Below are 16,145 nucleotides of genomic sequence, written 5' to 3' on the forward strand. Positions count from 1 at the left end.
GGCCCTGATCTTTGGTGGATTGGTACGAACCTTGCCCCCTCAGGGGGGGATTCCGGCTTGACGGGACTCCGCGATCATGCGTAGCCTGCAACGCGAGCCGCTCCCCCGAGGGTACCGACCAGGAGAAAACTGCAGTTGATTCGAATTCCCGACCGCATCCTGACCTTCCTCTACCTGCCCGAGGGCAGCAACGAACCGCGCACGTTCCGTGTGCGGCGCAACGCGCTGGCCGCGCTGGCGGCCGTCGTGACCATTTCACTGGGGGTATCCGGCTGGGTGGTCCTTCACTACTCGAGCCGCCTCATGGACGCCTACACCGTGGAAGCGCTCGAGACCCAGAACAGCGAGCTCAAGAGCGAGCTGGCCGCGCTGGGCACGGAGGTCGAGACCCTGCGCCGGCAGGTTGCGCAGAACTTCGATTTCCAGAAGAAGGCCCGGATCCTCGCCAATATGGACGAACTGGACGAGGACGTGGCTCAGGTGGGTGTAGGCGGAACCGGTTTCTCCAGCGCCCAGTTGCTGACCTCGGTGGGCCCCGAGGAGCGCGCGCGCCTGGCGGAGGCGCGGCGCGACATCGACAAGCTGCTGCGCCAGGCCAGGTTGCAGAAGACCGACTACGAATCCATCCTCGGTGAACTGGAAGGGGCAAACGAGAAGCTGCGTACCACCCCGTCGCTGCGGCCCGTCAACGTCGGCTTCGTCTCCAGCCGGTTCGGCTGGCGAATGGACCCCATGAGCGGGCGCCGCACCATGCACCGGGGCCTGGACTTCTCGGCGCGGCTGGGGACCCCTGTCTATGCCACCGCCGACGGTGTGGTGACCTTCTCCGGGGTTTGGCGCACCTATGGCAACGTCGTCGAGATTTCGCACGGCGGCGGCTTCGTGACCCGCTTTGCCCACATGCAGCGCCGGCTGGTCCAGAAGGGCCAACGGGTGACCCGCGGCGACGTCATCGGCCGCGTCGGTTCCACCGGCCGCTCCACCTTCTCGCACCTCCACTATGAGATCGAGAAGGACGGGGAGCGGGTCGACCCCACGCGTTTCGTCCTGGCCGACTGATCCCCTCCGATTTCCCCTTGCCAGCCAGGCGGTCCCGTCGCTAACGTGGGCGGGTGCTGTTCATATCTCCCACAGGCCAAACGGGTTGCCCGCGCCATTTGAGGATGTACCTCGCGGCGCTCGTGCTGCTGGTGACGCCGGCGCTGGCGAACGCCGCCGGCGTTGCCGTCACCGGACTGCGCCACTCCAGCACCGATGCCCGCACGCGAGTCGTGGTGGACCTGTCCCGCGGCTGCGACTACACCATCGACTATCTGCCTGACGCGGCGGGGATCCTGGTGCGCGTGGAAGGCGCAGCTCGCACCGATGCGGTGGGTGCGTGCGCGGTCGACGACGGCGGCGTGCGCTCGGTGAACGCCTTCGACCGCGCCGGCGGTGTCGACGTGATCATCGATCTCGCCCGGCCCATGTCCTGGAAGGACTTCGTACTGCCCGCCTCCGCGGGCCACCCCTTCCGCATCGTCATCGACCTGACGCCGGCCACGGATGCCGCCGAGCCGCCAGCTTCGACGGAGCAGGACCCGGCACCGGTGGTGCGACGCTCGGGCGCGGAGCGCGCGCTCGTCGTCGCCATCGACGCCGGTCACGGGGGCCGCGACGCCGGCGCAACCGGTCGCTACGGCCTGGTGGAGAAGAAGCTCACCCTGGACATCGCGCGCCGCACGGCGGAGATCCTGAACCGGGGCGGCGGCAACGTGCAGGCCGTGCTGACGCGTGAGGGAGACACTTACCTCACGCTTCCGGAGCGCAACGAACGGGCGGAGAAGAAGGACGCGGACGTGTTCGTGAGCATCCATCTCAACTCCGCGGCCAACAGTTCCGCGCGCGGCGCCGAGATCTTCTTCGTCGCCCCGGCCGGCGCCGAGCACGCCGCCAGCAAGGCGCTGAAATCCGGCGAGGCCGCCCACGACTTCGGTCTGGACCAGTCCGGCAACGACGACCTGGTGCACATTCTACTCGACGTCAACCAGCAGTCGGTGATGGCGCGAAGCGAACAGCTGGCGGAATCGATCCTCGAATCCGTGCGCGACCGCCGGCTGCTGCCGACGCGATCCGTCAAGCAGAAGTCCTTCTCGGTTCTTCGCACCATCTCCATGCCGTCGGTGCTGGTGGAGGCGGGCTTCCTCACCAACAGCGCGGATGCCAAACTGCTGCGCGATCCGGCCGGCCGCGAGAAGATCGCCCGTGCCATCGCGGACGGAATCCAGGCGTTCCACCGCGCCCACCCGCCGCAGCGCACCGGGGATGACGCGGGACGTGCGGTCGTGCACCGCGTGCAGCGTGGCGACACGCTGTGGGAACTGTCGCGCCGTTATCAGACCACCGTCGCCCGGCTGCGGGAACTCAACGGCCTGCGCCGCTCCGACGGTCTGCGCGTGGGTCAGGAGATCGTCGTCCAGCCCGGCCGCTGAGGCCGGTCTCCGGACCACGCGGCAACCATGAACGTCGCGCGCATAATCACACACAACCTCGGCGCGAAAGTTCTCGCGCTGGTCGTCGCCATACTGGTCTGGTTCAACGCCAGCGGCCAGGAAGAGGTGATCAGCGTGCGCAGCGCGTCGCTGGTGGTGGACGGTGTCTCCGACTCGCTGGCGCTGTCGTCGAGTGTTCCCGCGTCGGCCAATGTGCGCATTTCCGCCACCCGAAGACAGATGGTTGCGCTGGGTTTTCAGCGGCTGGTGGTGGGCGTGGACCTGTCGGGGCTCGGACCGGGCCGCCAACGGGTGCCGCTGACGGGGAACGACGTGGGCGGAATCGGCGGGATCGATCCCGGCCGCGTACAGGTAATCGCACCCTCGGTGCTCGAGGTCGATCTCGAACCGGTTGCGAGCCGCCGGCTGCAGGTCTCGCTGGCCACCGTCGGCGCACTCCCGGCCAACCTCGTATTGCTGGAGGGTGGGGTGGTAATCGAACCGGCCTGGATCACCGTGCGCGGTCCGTCGTCGCGGGTGGATCGCATTCAGCACGTGACCACCGAGCCGGTGGACCTGTCGCGGGTGCGCGACTCGGGAACGCGCGACGTGAATCTGGACTGCGCCGACGCACGGCTGGTGTGCGATCCGGACCGGGTCACGGTGTCGTTCCGGGTGAGTCCGCGTGGCGAGCGCGTGCTACCCAACGTGCCGCCCACCGTGTTGCTCGATTCGGACGACGTGGAGGCAGCGGTGGACCCGAGCATGGTTTCGCTGACCCTGCAGGGGCCGATGGCGGTGCTCGACACGCTGTCGTCGGGTGACGTGTCCGTGCTCCTTACCGTGGCGGGGGGCGCGCCCGCCATCCATCGCATCGCGGCGGAGGTCATCCTGCCGCCGGGCGTGCGGCTTGCCGCGATCAGTGCGGACAGCTTCGAGGTGCGCGTGGTTCCCGTGGTCCCCGTCGAGCCATGATCGCGCCCGCCGTCCGCGCTTGACACCCGGCGAGCGCCCCCCGTATCGTAGGGCGCCTGATCCCCGACCCCAGCAACCGGCGGCCCCCTGTCATCATGCGACTTACCGAGTTATTCGTGCCCGAAACCGTCGTCACCGACCTGCCCGCCACGGACCGGGACGCGGCGCTCACCGCCATCGTGGCCGATCTGGACGCAAAGGGCTTCCTGGCCGACGCGCAAACGGCTCTGCACGATGTGATTGCGCGCGAGCAGGTGATGACCACCGGTGTGGGGCACGGGGTGGCGATACCGCACGCGTACACCGCCGGCGTCGACCGCCTGGTGGCGGGATTCTACCGGACCCGGCCCGGTGTCGATTTTGGAGCGACCGATGGTCTGGTGGTCGATCTCATCTTTGTCGTTCTCGGCCCGCGCGAAAGGCGCCGCGAACACATTCGCATCCTGGCCCGCATATCCCGGCTGCTTGGCAACGCGGACTTTCGCGACGAACTGCGTCGCGCGGCGGCTGCGGGCGACGTGCTCAACGTTTTCAGGCGTTTTGGTGACCGGTGAACGGCGAGCGCCGTGACCCGGCCCCGGCAGAGCTGCGCCTGGCCTCCCGGGTGTGGGCCGCGCTGGCGGCGGCGTACGTGGGACTCATCTTCTTTGTCTCCTCGCGGCCGTATCTGCACGCGCCGGGCCCCGAATTCGACATGAAGGACAAGCTGGCGCACGGCGCCGAGTACGCGATCCTGGGTGTGCTGCTTGCCCGCCTGGTCGCGGGTCGCGGGCTGCGGCCGCTGGTGATAGCGCTGTTGCTGGTGGTGGCGATCGGCGCCAGCATTGCCGCCGCCGATGAGATGTTTCAGGGCACGGTGCCGGGGCGGCAGCGTGACCCCGTCGACTGGATCGCGGATGTCTGCGGCCTGACGGTGGGTGCGGCTACCATGCTTGCGCTGCACCGCCGCGGCAGCCGGACGGAGGGTGAAGCGGCATGAAGTACACGCGCCCGCGGGGCACGCACGATATTACGCCGCTCGAGTTCGGGCGCTGGCGGGCGGTTGAGTCCGCGTTCGAACGTGCGTTCGACCGTTTCGGCTACCGCGGCATCCGCACGCCGATCTTCGAGAGCACGGATCTGTTCGTGCGCGCGGTCGGAGAGCAGTCCGACATCGTCACCAAGGAGATGTACACCTTCACCGATCGTGGCGGCCGCAGCCTGACGCTGCGCCCGGAGAACACGGCCTCGGTGATCCGTGCCTATCTGGAGAACGGCATGCACCGCTGGGGCGGGGTGCAGCGGCTGTGGTACGCGGGACCCATGTTTCGCTACGATCGTCCCCAGGCGGGGCGCTACCGCCAGTTTCACCAGGTGGGCGCGGAGGCCATCGGCAGCGACAGTCCCGCACTGGACGCGGAGATCATCCAGCTGGTGTTCGAAGTGCTGGGTGAACTCGGTTTCGACGGCCTGGATGTTCGCGTCAACTCGGTTGGAACGGAGAAGTCGCGCACACGTTACCGCGACGTGCTGCTCGATGCCATTCGTTCACTCTCCAATGAGATCGACCCCGAGTCGCTGGAACGTTACGGCGCCAATCCGTTGCGCATTTTCGACTCGAAGGAATACGGAGAGAAGCTCAAACGGCGCCTGCCGCTGATCTCCGAATACCTGGTCGAAGAAGACGCGGCGCACTTTGCGCGCGTGCGCGAGGCACTGAACGCGGTGGCGGTCCCGTTCCAGGCCGACGCGTACCTGGTGCGCGGCCTCGACTATTACACGCGCACCGTGTTCGAGGTCTACCACGGCGTGCACGGTGCGCAGAGCGCGCTGTGCGGCGGTGGCCGCTACGACAACCTCATCCGTGACTGCGGCGGACCGGACACCCCCGCCACCGGCTTCAGCGTGGGCCTGGAGCGCGTGGTGGCTGCGCTGCCGGAGGCGAAGGCCCAGGCGGCGGATGCCGGGGCCCGGGTTGGTTTCTACGTCGTGTGCGTGGGTGAGGATGCGGGCGCGCGTGGTCTCGCGGTGGCGCGGGTGCTGCGCGCGCTGGGCGGCGCGCAGGTGGATCTCTCCGGCCGCTCGCGCAAGAAGCAGATCGAGGCGGCGATGAAGAGCGGCGCGCGCGTCGCGGCGGTGGTGGATGCGTCCCAGCCCGGCCAGATCGGGTGGCACGACTTCAGGCACAAGACGGAAACCATGGTGGACGAGAAGGAACTGGCGGCGTTTGCGAGGCGCGCGGGCGTGGCCGAAGGAGAACAAGGGTGAGTACCACGGGTTACTGGCTTCCGTTCGCACGTTCACACCGTTGCGGCGATGTGAATGCGTCGCTGACCGGTAGCGGCGTGCGACTCATGGGATGGGTGGCGCGCGTGCGCGACCTGGGCGGGCTGCGCTTCATCGACCTGCGCGACCGCTATGGACGCGTGCAGCTGGTGGTGGACGACGCCGGCGCGGGCGATCTGGCCGGGATCAGCGCGGGGCTGCGCATGGAGGACGTGATCGCGGTGGAGGGGACGGTGCGCGCGCGTCCCCGGGAGATGGTGCGCGATGACTCGCCGGCGGGAGCCATCGAGGTGGCATTGTCGCGATTGGTGGTGCTGAACCGCTCGGAAGTGATTCCGTTCAACATCGCCGATGAGGTCAAGGCCAGCGAGGAACTGCGCCTCAAGTATCGCTACCTCGATCTGCGCCGCCGCCCGCTCAAGGAAAACATCGAGACGCGCCATCGCGTGCTGCTCGCCATTCGCAATTTTCTCTCCAAGCGCGAATTTCTGGAGATCGAAACCCCCATGCTGGTGCGCGCCACCCCGGAGGGTGCGCGCGACTACCTCGTTCCCAGCCGCCTGCACCCGGGGAGTTTCTACGCGCTGCCGCAGAGCCCGCAGCTCTACAAGCAGATCCTGATGGTGGCGGGCTTCGACCGCTACTTCCAGATTGCACGCTGCCTGCGCGACGAGGATTTGCGCGCGGATCGCCAGCCCGAGCACACCCAGATCGACATGGAGATGAGCTTCGTCGAAGAGAAGGACGTCTTCGAACTCGTCGAACCCCTCATGGCGGAGGTGTTCCGCGCGGGTGTGGGTGCGGAGATTGCGACGCCGTTTCGCGTGATGCCGTACCGCGACGCAATCGCGACCTACGGCATCGACAAGCCCGACCTGCGGCTGGGTATGGAGATCCGCGCGCTGGGCGATTTCTTCGCGGGCACGGAGTTCCGCGTCATCCGCTCGGCGCTGGAGGGGGGCGGCGAGGTGCGCGGCTTCGTGGTCAAGGACGGTACGCGCCTGGTCAAGCGCGACGTCGACGAACTGGAAGCAATCGCGAAGGCGGCGGGTGCGGGCGGGCTCTTGAGTCTGCGCCGCAACGGCGCGCGACTCGCGGGTGTCGCGGCCAGGTTCCTGGGGGAGGCCATCGAAACGCGCATCATCGATGGGTGTGGCATGGCGGACGGCGACCTGCTGCTCGCACTGGTGGGGAAGACGCCCGACATCAATGTCATTCTCGGTAAGCTGCGCATCGACGTCGGGCGCCGGTTGGGGCTGGACGCGCGCGAGGGCTACGAGTTTGTCTGGGTCAACGAGTTTCCGCTCTTCGAGCGTAACGAGGAGACCGGCGGCTATGTCCCGTGTCACCACCTGTTCTCGATGCCGTTCGAGGAAGACATTCAGTATCTGGAATCGGATCCACTGCGCGTGCGCGCGCATCTCTACGACCTGGTATGCAACGGCATGGAACTGGCCTCGGGCAGCATCCGCATCCACAACCGTGACCTGCAGGAACGCGTGATGGCGGTGACGGGAATCACGAAGGAGGACGCCGCGCGGCGCTTCGGGTTCCTGCTCGACGCGCTCGAGTACGGCGCGCCCCCGCACGGTGGTATCGCGCCGGGCGTGGACCGGCTGATCATGACCATGGTGGGTGCTCCCTCGATCCGCGACGTCATCGCGTTCCCGAAGACGCAAAAGGCAACGTCGCTGATGGACGACGCGCCCTCGCCGGTGGAACCGGACCAGCTGCGCGACCTCCACATCCGCGTCGTCCCCCCGAAGGAGTGACCGGAACCCGGGCGGGGCAAGCGGTGGGCTTGCGGACCGTCGCGGAGGCCGCGCGCCGGGGGGCGAGGCGCCCGGTGGGGCGCCCGAGACCCCGTGTCCGCGAAACCCGCCCCGTGCCCGCCACCGAGTAGCACCACGCAGTTGGACTCTTGACAGTGCCCTGCGCGGTTGTTAGGGTATCGGGGTCATTTTCTTCTAACCCCCACATTTGAAAGGAGTCAGGTCGTGCGAAAGGCTATTCGCGCGTGGCTCGCAGGGGCTGCGTGCGCCGCGGTTGTGTCGACAGGTTGCTCCAAGGTGGAGACGTGCAGCGTGTCCCCGATCGAGATCGAGGAACTCCGTGAGGACATCGGGGTCATCGACAAGGACCTCGACGGTGTGCACGAGCGTGAGCAACAGCTCGCCGACGATCTGGCCGCCAAGCAGGCAGACCTGAACTCCAAGAAGGACAAACCCGCCGAGCTGCGCGCCCGGCTGGAACTGCTCAAGCGCGGCAGTGGCCGCATCGAGAAGAAGAAGGCCGACACCAGCAAGCCGGCGCCGACGTCCGGGGATGCAACCGGCGGCAAGAAGGAGTCGTCGTAGTGGTACGCAACGTTCTGGTAGTTCTCTTCGGAGTGATTATCGCCGCGGGTTCCGTGGGCTGCAGCCGCACCAAGGGCCGGACCATCGATATCGATCAGGGCGAGTATTACGGCGAGGACGAGTTCGCCGCGCTCTCCAACAAGGAGAAGGCGGCGTACTGTGACGCGCTCGAAACGAAGCGCAACCAGATGCAGGCGTCGCTCGATGACAAGCAGGAGGATCTCGCCGCCACCAAGAAGCGCATCGACTCGCTGCGCAACCAGATCACGCCGGTGGAGAAGGAAATCCTGCGCGTCGAGTCCGACATCCGCACGCTCTCCGCGCAGGTCGCGCAGTACGAGGCGCTGCCCCGCCAGTACAAGGTGGTTGCCGGCGACTGCCTGTCCATCATCGCCGAGAAGGACGAGGTCTACGCGGACTGGACCAAGTGGCCACGAATCTACCGGGCCAACCTGGACAAGATCGAGGACCCGGTCTGGATCTACCCCGATACGACCCTCGCCATCCCGCGGGATCTGCCCACGCAACACCGCGTGGCACCCTACGAAACCCTCGAAATCATAGCGGGTTACTGGGAGGTCTATGGCGATCCGGCGGAATGGGTCCGCCTTTTCGAGGCAAATAAGGATAAGGTGCGTGATCCCAACGAGTTAGAGCCTGATATCCTCCTCGTGATCCCCCGCTAGTCCTTGGCTCCACCCTCCCGGCTGGCCTATATTTTGAGATACACGTTCTCCGAGCGGGAGCCATGGACCGAAGCTGACCGCACCCGCAGGGGTGCGTGTGGGGCCGGGACCCGGGCGACGGCGCCGACGGTTTTGGTTTCGGCCCCACCGCCGGATGTCGTAGGTTCGCCGCGGGTCCACAGGGAGGTGCGTTCAGGTTGAAGACCAAAAAGAGGGTGCTGTCGTTCAGCGGCGTCGACCCTCTCAAGCTTTTCGGAGCCGCAGACACCCATCTATCAATCGTCGATCGCCACTACCCGGGCAGCGTCGTCGTTCGCGGCGACGATATCATCCTCAATGGCACCGGGGATCAGATAGACCGGCTCACCGCGTTCTTCCGTGAGATCATCGACATCGCCCGCGGCGGGCGTGCCCTCTCCGAGCAGGACTTCAACTATATTCTGACCCGTGGCAACGGGGGTGGCGGTGCGGAAGCGTCTCCGGTTGCGGAATTCAACGGGCTGGATCGCGACGTGGTGGTGTCGACCCGGCGCGGCGCAACCATTACCCCGCGCACGCCGGGACAGAAGCGCTATCTCGATGCCATTCGCGGCTACGACGTCGTGTTCGGAATTGGACCCGCCGGCACCGGCAAGACCTATCTCGCCGTGGCTGCGGCGGTGGCCGCGCTTCGCGTCGGCGCCATCGAACGCGTATTCCTGGTGCGCCCCGTGGTCGAAGCCGGCGAGAGCCTCGGATTCCTTCCGGGCGACTTCCAGGCCAAACTGGACCCCTACGTGCGGCCGGTGGTCGACGCCCTGGGTGAAATGCTGGGGCACGACCGCACGGGGAAACTGATGGAGAACGGGACCATCGAGATTGCGCCGCTCGCCTACATGCGCGGGCGCACGCTCAACGATGCCTACGTCATCCTCGACGAAGCGCAGAATACCACCGAGATGCAGATGAAGATGTTCCTGACCCGGCTGGGCCGAAACGCCAAGGCGGTGGTCAACGGTGACATCACCCAGATTGACCTGGATCCGCCATCGCGTTCCGGCCTGCTGGCCGCCCAGCGCATCCTCAAGGACGTGGACGGGATTGCGTTCGTGCACCTGACCCAGGACGACGTGGTCCGTCACCGGCTCGTGCAGCGCATCATCAACGCCTTCGACGCACACGAGCGGCAGGAGGGCGGCGAGGAGCCCCAACGATGAAGCGACCCGGTCTCAACGGCCTGCTGCCACGCAGCGGCAGACACCCCGCGCGCGCCGAGCGCCGCGGCCGAACGCGGCCGTCCCTGAGGCGTGCGGCCCCGCGCATTGCGCTGGGCGTCGTGTTCACGGTGGTGGTCATTGCGTTGCTGCCGCCGGTCCGCGAGCGCGTTGATCCCGCGTATCGCGCCGGCGAGGTGGCGACGCACGAGATCGTGGCCCCGTATTCGTTCCGCGTGCCCCTCTCCGGCGACGAGATGCGCGTGGCGCGGGCGCGCGCGTCGATTTCCGTATCGCCGGTGTTTCGGCGCGACCGGCAGGTGGAGCGCGACCTGTCGCGCGATCTGGGCGCGCTGCTGGATTCCGTCGCCGCCATTGTCGGCGACCGGGACGTCTCCGAGGACGAGCGCATATCGCGCGCCTCGCAGTGGCTGCCCGGCGTATCGCGCGAGGTCTTGCGCGACGCACTGCGGCCGGATCGTTTCCCGGCCCTGCGAGCCGCGGCGCGCGATTATCACCGGGAACTCACCGCGCGCGGCCTGATCGACAACGCCGCGGTGTTGCGGCGCAACACCTACAAGGAGATTGTGGTCGTCGACGACGGCGGTGAACAGAAACGCCCCGTGTCTTCGCTGGTCGATCCCACCCGGGTCGACGAGGTGGTGCGCGCCGAGGCGACGGCGCGATTCGGAGACGATCGCGCCCGCGCGCAACTCTTCCACGACCTGGTTCGCGGGCATGCGCTGCCCAGCCTGTCCTTCGATGCCGACGAAACCACCCGCCGGCGCGAAGCCGCATCCGCGGCGGTGAAGGATCATTTCGATGTGGTCAAGGGTGAGCGCCTCGTGTCGCGCAACGAGCGCGTCAGCAATGAGCAGGAAACCGCGCTGCGCGCGCTGGAGGAGGCGAGGCTGGCGCAGAGCGCCGACCACACGCCGTGGCGTGTGGCACGCGCCTACGCCGGGGTGGCGCTGCGCCTGATGCTGTTCTGCGGGATGCTGGGCGTGTACCTGCTCGTGTTTCAGCGGCACGTGTGGGAGGATCTGAGCAGCCTCTCCGCGGTGTTCGTGGTGATGCTGATCCACGCCGTGGTGGTGGGACTGGTGGTTCGGCTGGGCTGGAGCATCTACCTGGCGCCGGTGGCATTCGTCTCGGTGATGCTTGCAGCACTGTTCGACTACCGGCTCGGCCTCATTGCGGGAGCGTTCGCGGCGGCGTTCCTGCCCCTGGCTGCACCCATCGAGGTGGGCCCGACCTTCGTTTCCTGGCTGGCCGGCGTCGCCGGTGTTGCGGGCATCGAGCGAATGCGAGCGCGCAGCCGCGGCTACTCGGTGTTCGGGTTGGTGGCGGCCGCCTACCTGGTGGGCATCGTGGCCGTCGATCTGGGCAATGCTTCCAGCCTTCGCGCCGTGGGAACACACGTGATGTGGGGCGGCGTCAATGGCTTCGTGACCGGGGCGGCCACCGTGTTCCTGCTGCCGGTGTTCGAGCAGGCGTTCAATCGAACGTCGCGATTCACGCTGCTGGAACTCACCGATCTCAACAAGCCCATCCTGAAGCGACTCAGCATCGAAGCGGCGGGCACGTACCACCACTCCATGCTGCTGGGCAACCTGGTCGATACCATTGCGAGCGCCATCGGTGCCGACCCGTTGCGCGCGCGGGTGATGGCGTACTACCACGACATCGGCAAGGTTTTCAAGCCGGAGTATTTTGCGGAGAATCAGGAATCTGGTTTCAACAAGCACGAGAAGATCACGCCGCAGATGAGCGCCATCATCCTGGTTTCGCACGTCAAGGACGGCGTGGAGCTGGCCCGGCAGGAGAAGCTCCCCGAAACCATCGTGGACGGCATCCGCGAGCACCACGGCACGACGGTGATGGCCTTCTTCTACCAGAAGGCGCTGGAAACCGACTCGCACGCGAGCGTCAACCGTGACGACTTCCGCTATCCGGGGCCGCGCCCGCGTACGCGCGAGGCGGCCATCCTGATGTGCGCGGACACGGTGGAAGCGGCGGTGCGTTCTCTCGACGATCCCACCCCGACACAGATTCGTGCCATGGTGACGCGGCTGGTGGACGCGCGCGCGCAGGAGGGTGAACTGGATGAGAGCGGCATCACCCTGCACGAACTCAACGTGATCAAGGAGAAGCTGGTGGCCATGCTCACCACCATCTACAACAAGCGCATCGCGTATCCGGGGCAGGACAAGACGCTCGCGCCCGAGGACTGGAAGGCGGCCGGTGAAAGCGTCGCTGAATCGGGCTAGCCGGGCGCGCCCGCGCTGGTTCGACGGCGCGTGGTCGGAGCGCGTGGCCACGGCGGCCGCGTTGCTCAAGCCAGCGCAGGGAGCGGTCAACATCGTCATGGTGGACGACCGTGAAATCCGCCGCCTCAACCGGCGTTATCGCGGAAAGGACAAGCCAACCGACGTGCTCTCGTTCTCCTACCTCGACGACGGTGTTGATACGGCCGATGCCACCGTGGGTGACGTGTTCTTCTCGCACGAGACGCTGGCGCGCGACGCGAAGCGCCTCGGTGTGGCCGTGCCCGACCTGGCCCTGCGCCTGGTGGTGCATGGTATGTTGCACGTGATTGGCTATGACCACGAGTCGGACGCCGATGCCGCGCGCATGGAGCGCCGCGAGCGAACCATCCTCAAGCGTCTCCTTCCGGCGGACACCGTCCGCGAACTCTTCTGATTGGAAGCGATTCGTCACCGATGAGCAGTGGCATTGCAGTCGTTGTTTACGTCCTGTCCCTGGGGCTGCTGGCGGCGTACAGTGCCGCGCTGACGGCGCTGGGGGTGCTCTCGCTGCACGGGGTGGAGAGCGCGGAGGACAGCAAGCCCGACTGGCTGGTGGCGCGGGCCACCGATGACCCGGTGACCACCGGGGTGGCCCTGGGGTTGGCGCGATCGTTGTCCATCCTCTTCGTGGTGATTTCAGCGATCGCCCTGGTGCACGAAGCCGGCCCGGTGGGTTCGGGCGTGTTCGCGGCGGCGTCCGTCCTGCTGCCCGCCTTTGCGGCCCGCGCGCTGGCCCTGGAAGGCGCCATGACCCTGCTGAGCATCGTGCGCCCGGTTGCGGTCCCCACCGTCTACACCCTGCGTCCCGCGGCGCTGATGGCGTGCCGCCTGCTGTCGCGTGCTTCTCCCGCCCTGCCCCGGCTGTTCGCCTTCGACGTGATTCCGCTGGCCGACAAGATCGACCTGATCGGTGACGGTGAGGGAGGTCCCGCAGAGGAGGAAGAGCGCCGCATCATGTCCAGCATCGCCGACTTCGGCGAAACACGCGCGCGTGACGTGATGGTGCCGCGCATCGACATCATCGCGGTCGACGTGGCCATGGATCGCGAGGAGGCGCTCGCCGCCATCATGGAGGCGGGGCACTCGCGCATACCGGTGTACGAGCGTTCCATCGACCATGTCATCGGCACGTTGCATACCCAGGACCTGCTGGTCAAGGTCCTGGCCGGTGAGGATTTCTCCATCCGCGTGCTGGCACGCGATGCCTTCTTCGTCCCGGAGAGCAAGCTCATCACCGAACTGCTCGCGGAGTTCAAGGTGCGCCGCCAGCACCTCGCCATCGTCGTCGACGAGTACGGCGGCACCGCCGGCATCGTGACCCTCGAGGACGTCATTGAGGAGCTGGTGGGCGACATTCGTGACGAATTCGACTCGGAGGAGGATCTCGTCCGCCGGCTCGACCGGGACAGCGCGTTGGTGAGCGCGCGCATCCACATCGAGGAACTCAACGACATCCTCAATCTCTCCCTGCAGGACGACGTGGCCGACACCCTGGGCGGGTTGCTCTATCACGTGATCGGACGGGTACCGCGCGTAGGGGACAGCTGGGTGCACGACAAGGTGGAGTTCGAGGTGCAGTCGGTGGAGCGCCAGCGGGTCGTGCGCGTGCTGGTGCGCGGGTTGTCGTCGAACGAGCGCCTCGCCGCGGAGGGCGACTGATCCTTCCGCGCTCCCCCCGCCTGATCTCTGCTTGCCATCCGCGCACGTGCTCGCCTAGGATGCCGCAGCATGGAGCCGGATCGCATCCAGGATATCGAATACGCCCGCGCCCTGATCGAAGCGGGCCGCCTGCAGGAACTGGACGAGTTCCTCGATCCGCTGCATTCCGCTGACATCGCCGAAATCCTCGATGAACTCGAGGTCGGCCAGCAGATCGTCGTCCTCAAGCGCCTGGACAACGAGCGAGCCGCGGAAGTCCTCACCGAGCTCGATTCCAAGTCCGGCCAGGCCCTGCTCCACCTCCTCACCGACCACGAGGTCGTGGCACTGCTGGGAGAACTCCCCTCGGACGATGCCGCGGACCTCATCTCCACGCTTCCCCCGGAGAAGACCGAACGCGTGGAGGCGCTGCTGCCCAGCGAGGATCGCGACGAGATCCACGAGCTGCTCGAGTTCGGCCCCGAGACCGCCGGTGGCCTCATGCAGGTGGAGCGCGTGTGGGTTCGCGAGGACGCGAACATCCAGGACGCGATCGACTTCGTGCGCCGGGTGGCCGACGAGGTGGAGAGCCCGCAGCGCGTCTACGTGGTGAGCGAGAGCGATGAACTGGTGGGTGTGCTCTCCATCATGGACCTGGTTCTGCGGGAGCCCTCGGTGCGCGTGCGCGACGTGATGGAGCGCAACGTGCCCAGCGTGCCGGTCGACATGGACCAGGAGCAGGTGGCCGCGCTCTTCTCCAAGTATGACGAGTTCACCATGCCGGTGGTGGATGTCGAGGGGCGGCTGGTGGGCCGCATCACCATGGACGACATCATCGACGTCATGGAGGAGGAGGCGACCGAGGACATCACCGCCATCGCCGGTACCACCGACGAGGAAATGGGGGAGACCTCCATCGTGCTCGTCTCGCGAAGCCGGCTGCCGTGGCTCTTGATCGGGTTCTTCGGCGAGGTCATCGGCGCGGTGCTGATGAGCCGCTACGAAGCCTCGCTGGCCACCTTCGTGGTGCTGGTGTTCTTCATTCCACTCATCGTCGCCACCGCCGGCAACATCGGTGTGCAGGCGGCGGTGGTGGTGGTGCGCGAGATCGCGCTGGGGCAGATCGACCTCAAGCGGACCGGGCAGCGCGTGTTCAAGGAGATCCAGGTGGCCTTCTTGAACGGGATGGTGCTGGGGGCGCTTCTGTTCGGCCTGGTGTACGCCTGGCGCCAGGACGCCGCCCTGGGTGCCCTGCTGTGGGTGACGCTGCTGCTGGTGATTTTCGTGGCGGCGGTGATGGGCTCGGCCATCCCGCTCTTCCTGAACCGGTTGCGGGTGGACCCCGCGCTGGCCTCCGGCCCCTTTGTCACCGTTTCCAACGACATCGTCGGAATGGCGATTTACCTGACCCTCGCCACCGCGTACCTTAGGACCCACTGACCGGGTTTTCATTCCAGCCCGGGCTGCGGCCATGCTCATAAAAGACAGTGGACTCGTTCTGTCGACCTCGCGCAGCGGGGAAACCAGCCTGTCGTTCGTGTTCCTGGGACGCGAAAGCGGCAAGATTCGCATCCTGGCCAAGGGCGCCATTGGTCCGCGGCATCCCACGCGTGGTGCCATCGAACCCGGCAACGAAATCGAAGTGCTGTTCTACCAGCGCGAGGGCTTCGCGACGCGTTACCTCAAGGAAGTGTCGCTGATCGTGTCGCCGTGTGCGGGGCGCGAGTCGCTGCCGCACCTGGCGGCCGGGCTCGCCGCGCTGGAACTGCTCGACCAGGTGTGCGTGCCGGGCGCGAGCCTGGATGCGGCCATCGTTGACACGGCGGCGGCGTTTCTGTCCGTACCGCGCTCCGGCGACCCGCTGCTCCTCTTCCTAGCCTTCGAGATCAAGCTGTTGGACGCGCTGGGGGTCTCGCCCGACACCATGAACTGCGTGCGCTGCGGGGCGGACCCGGGGGAGGGGAGCTACAGTCCGCGCGACGGGGTGAGCTTCTGCGCGGAGCACCGTGGCGCCTTTCCGGATGCGGTCAGACTGACGCCGGAGGTGGTTGCGGTGGCGGCCGGTTGCGTGTCGGAACCGTTCCCGGATATCGCCGCGCGCGAGGTTTCGCGCGCCGCCAGAAAGGAGTTGGGGCGGTTGGTACACTGGACCTATACTTACCACGTTCAGGGATATCACCTGCCTCGATCGTTGAACCTCATATGACGGAGAACCGGCGCGCGAGGCGCCCTCGTCCGCAGTCCCGAAAGG

The 16,145-nt window shown here is 66.9% G+C and carries 15 protein-coding genes; all 15 read left to right on the plus strand.

All coding sequences use genetic code 11. The annotated features are described in order from the left end of the window. Positions 1–135 precede the first annotated feature (135 nt). Entirely contained in the window at positions 136–1,059 is a 924-nt protein-coding gene (locus OEX18_03305) for a peptidoglycan DD-metalloendopeptidase family protein (protein MDH4336286.1), read from the plus strand. Between the two features lie 104 nt (positions 1,060–1,163). Then, the gene (locus OEX18_03310; GenBank protein MDH4336287.1) at positions 1,164–2,471 is read left to right on the plus strand and encodes an N-acetylmuramoyl-L-alanine amidase; all 1,308 of its coding nucleotides are present in this window, start codon (positions 1,164–1,166) and stop codon (positions 2,469–2,471) included. A 27-nt stretch (positions 2,472–2,498) separates the two neighbouring features. Beyond that, a complete protein-coding gene (locus OEX18_03315; protein ID MDH4336288.1) occupies positions 2,499–3,446 on the plus strand; it encodes a CdaR family protein in 948 nt (315 codons plus the stop codon). A gap of 95 nt (positions 3,447–3,541) precedes the next feature. After that, positions 3,542–4,000, plus strand: coding sequence for a PTS sugar transporter subunit IIA (locus tag OEX18_03320; GenBank protein ID MDH4336289.1), 459 nt, complete (start codon positions 3,542–3,544; stop codon positions 3,998–4,000). Next, positions 3,997–4,425 (plus strand): VanZ family protein, encoded by a 429-nt coding sequence (locus OEX18_03325; protein ID MDH4336290.1) that lies wholly within the window; start codon positions 3,997–3,999, stop codon positions 4,423–4,425. Before OEX18_03320 ends, OEX18_03325 begins: the two co-directional genes overlap by 4 nt. Beyond that, entirely contained in the window at positions 4,422–5,693 is a 1,272-nt protein-coding gene (hisS, locus tag OEX18_03330; protein ID MDH4336291.1) for a histidine--tRNA ligase, read from the plus strand. The genes OEX18_03325 and hisS overlap by 4 nt, the downstream gene beginning before the upstream one ends. Then, the gene (gene aspS / locus OEX18_03335; protein ID MDH4336292.1) at positions 5,690–7,483 is read left to right on the plus strand and encodes an aspartate--tRNA ligase; all 1,794 of its coding nucleotides are present in this window, start codon (positions 5,690–5,692) and stop codon (positions 7,481–7,483) included. The genes hisS and aspS overlap by 4 nt, the downstream gene beginning before the upstream one ends. Positions 7,484–7,708: 225 nt before the next feature. Continuing rightward, positions 7,709–8,068 carry a hypothetical protein gene (locus OEX18_03340; GenBank protein ID MDH4336293.1) on the plus strand — a complete coding sequence of 120 codons (360 nt, stop codon included), beginning with the start codon at positions 7,709–7,711 and terminating at the stop codon, positions 8,066–8,068. Continuing rightward, positions 8,068–8,754 (plus strand): LysM peptidoglycan-binding domain-containing protein, encoded by a 687-nt coding sequence (locus OEX18_03345; GenBank protein MDH4336294.1) that lies wholly within the window; start codon positions 8,068–8,070, stop codon positions 8,752–8,754. Before OEX18_03340 ends, OEX18_03345 begins: the two co-directional genes overlap by 1 nt. A 197-nt stretch (positions 8,755–8,951) precedes the next feature. Continuing rightward, complete coding sequence (locus tag OEX18_03350; protein ID MDH4336295.1) at positions 8,952–9,950, plus strand: PhoH family protein; 999 nt, start codon at positions 8,952–8,954, stop codon at positions 9,948–9,950. Beyond that, positions 9,947–12,217, plus strand: a complete 2,271-nt coding sequence (locus tag OEX18_03355; GenBank protein MDH4336296.1) for an HDIG domain-containing protein — start codon at positions 9,947–9,949, stop codon at positions 12,215–12,217. Before OEX18_03350 ends, OEX18_03355 begins: the two co-directional genes overlap by 4 nt. Further along, complete coding sequence (gene ybeY / locus OEX18_03360; protein ID MDH4336297.1) at positions 12,192–12,650, plus strand: rRNA maturation RNase YbeY; 459 nt, start codon at positions 12,192–12,194, stop codon at positions 12,648–12,650. Before OEX18_03355 ends, ybeY begins: the two co-directional genes overlap by 26 nt. Before the next feature lie 20 nt (positions 12,651–12,670). Continuing rightward, the gene (locus OEX18_03365) at positions 12,671–13,915 is read left to right on the plus strand and encodes a hemolysin family protein (protein MDH4336298.1); all 1,245 of its coding nucleotides are present in this window, start codon (positions 12,671–12,673) and stop codon (positions 13,913–13,915) included. Positions 13,916–13,984: 69 nt separating this feature from the next. Next, a complete protein-coding gene (mgtE, locus tag OEX18_03370; protein ID MDH4336299.1) occupies positions 13,985–15,334 on the plus strand; it encodes a magnesium transporter in 1,350 nt (449 codons plus the stop codon). A gap of 31 nt (positions 15,335–15,365) precedes the next feature. Then, on the plus strand, positions 15,366–16,100 hold the full coding sequence (gene recO, locus OEX18_03375) for a DNA repair protein RecO (protein ID MDH4336300.1): 735 nt from the start codon (positions 15,366–15,368) through the stop codon (positions 16,098–16,100). Positions 16,101–16,145: the final 45 nt, after the last annotated feature.

Source organism: Candidatus Krumholzibacteriia bacterium (assembly GCA_029865265.1).
Classification (GTDB): Bacteria; Krumholzibacteriota; Krumholzibacteriia; order WVZY01; family JAKEHA01; genus JAKEHA01.

Coding starts and splice junctions, on each gene's coding strand:
- OEX18_03320 (MDH4336289.1), top strand. CDS start 3,542: ATGCGACTTACCGAGTTATTCGTGCCCGAAACCGTCGTCACCGACCTG.
- hisS (MDH4336291.1), top strand. CDS start 4,422: ATGAAGTACACGCGCCCGCGGGGCACGCACGATATTACGCCGCTCGAG.
- OEX18_03315 (MDH4336288.1), top strand. CDS start 2,499: ATGAACGTCGCGCGCATAATCACACACAACCTCGGCGCGAAAGTTCTC.
- recO (MDH4336300.1), top strand. CDS start 15,366: ATGCTCATAAAAGACAGTGGACTCGTTCTGTCGACCTCGCGCAGCGGG.
- OEX18_03365 (MDH4336298.1), top strand. CDS start 12,671: ATGAGCAGTGGCATTGCAGTCGTTGTTTACGTCCTGTCCCTGGGGCTG.
- mgtE (MDH4336299.1), top strand. CDS start 13,985: ATGGAGCCGGATCGCATCCAGGATATCGAATACGCCCGCGCCCTGATC.
- OEX18_03310 (MDH4336287.1), top strand. CDS start 1,164: ATGTACCTCGCGGCGCTCGTGCTGCTGGTGACGCCGGCGCTGGCGAAC.
- OEX18_03355 (MDH4336296.1), top strand. CDS start 9,947: ATGAAGCGACCCGGTCTCAACGGCCTGCTGCCACGCAGCGGCAGACAC.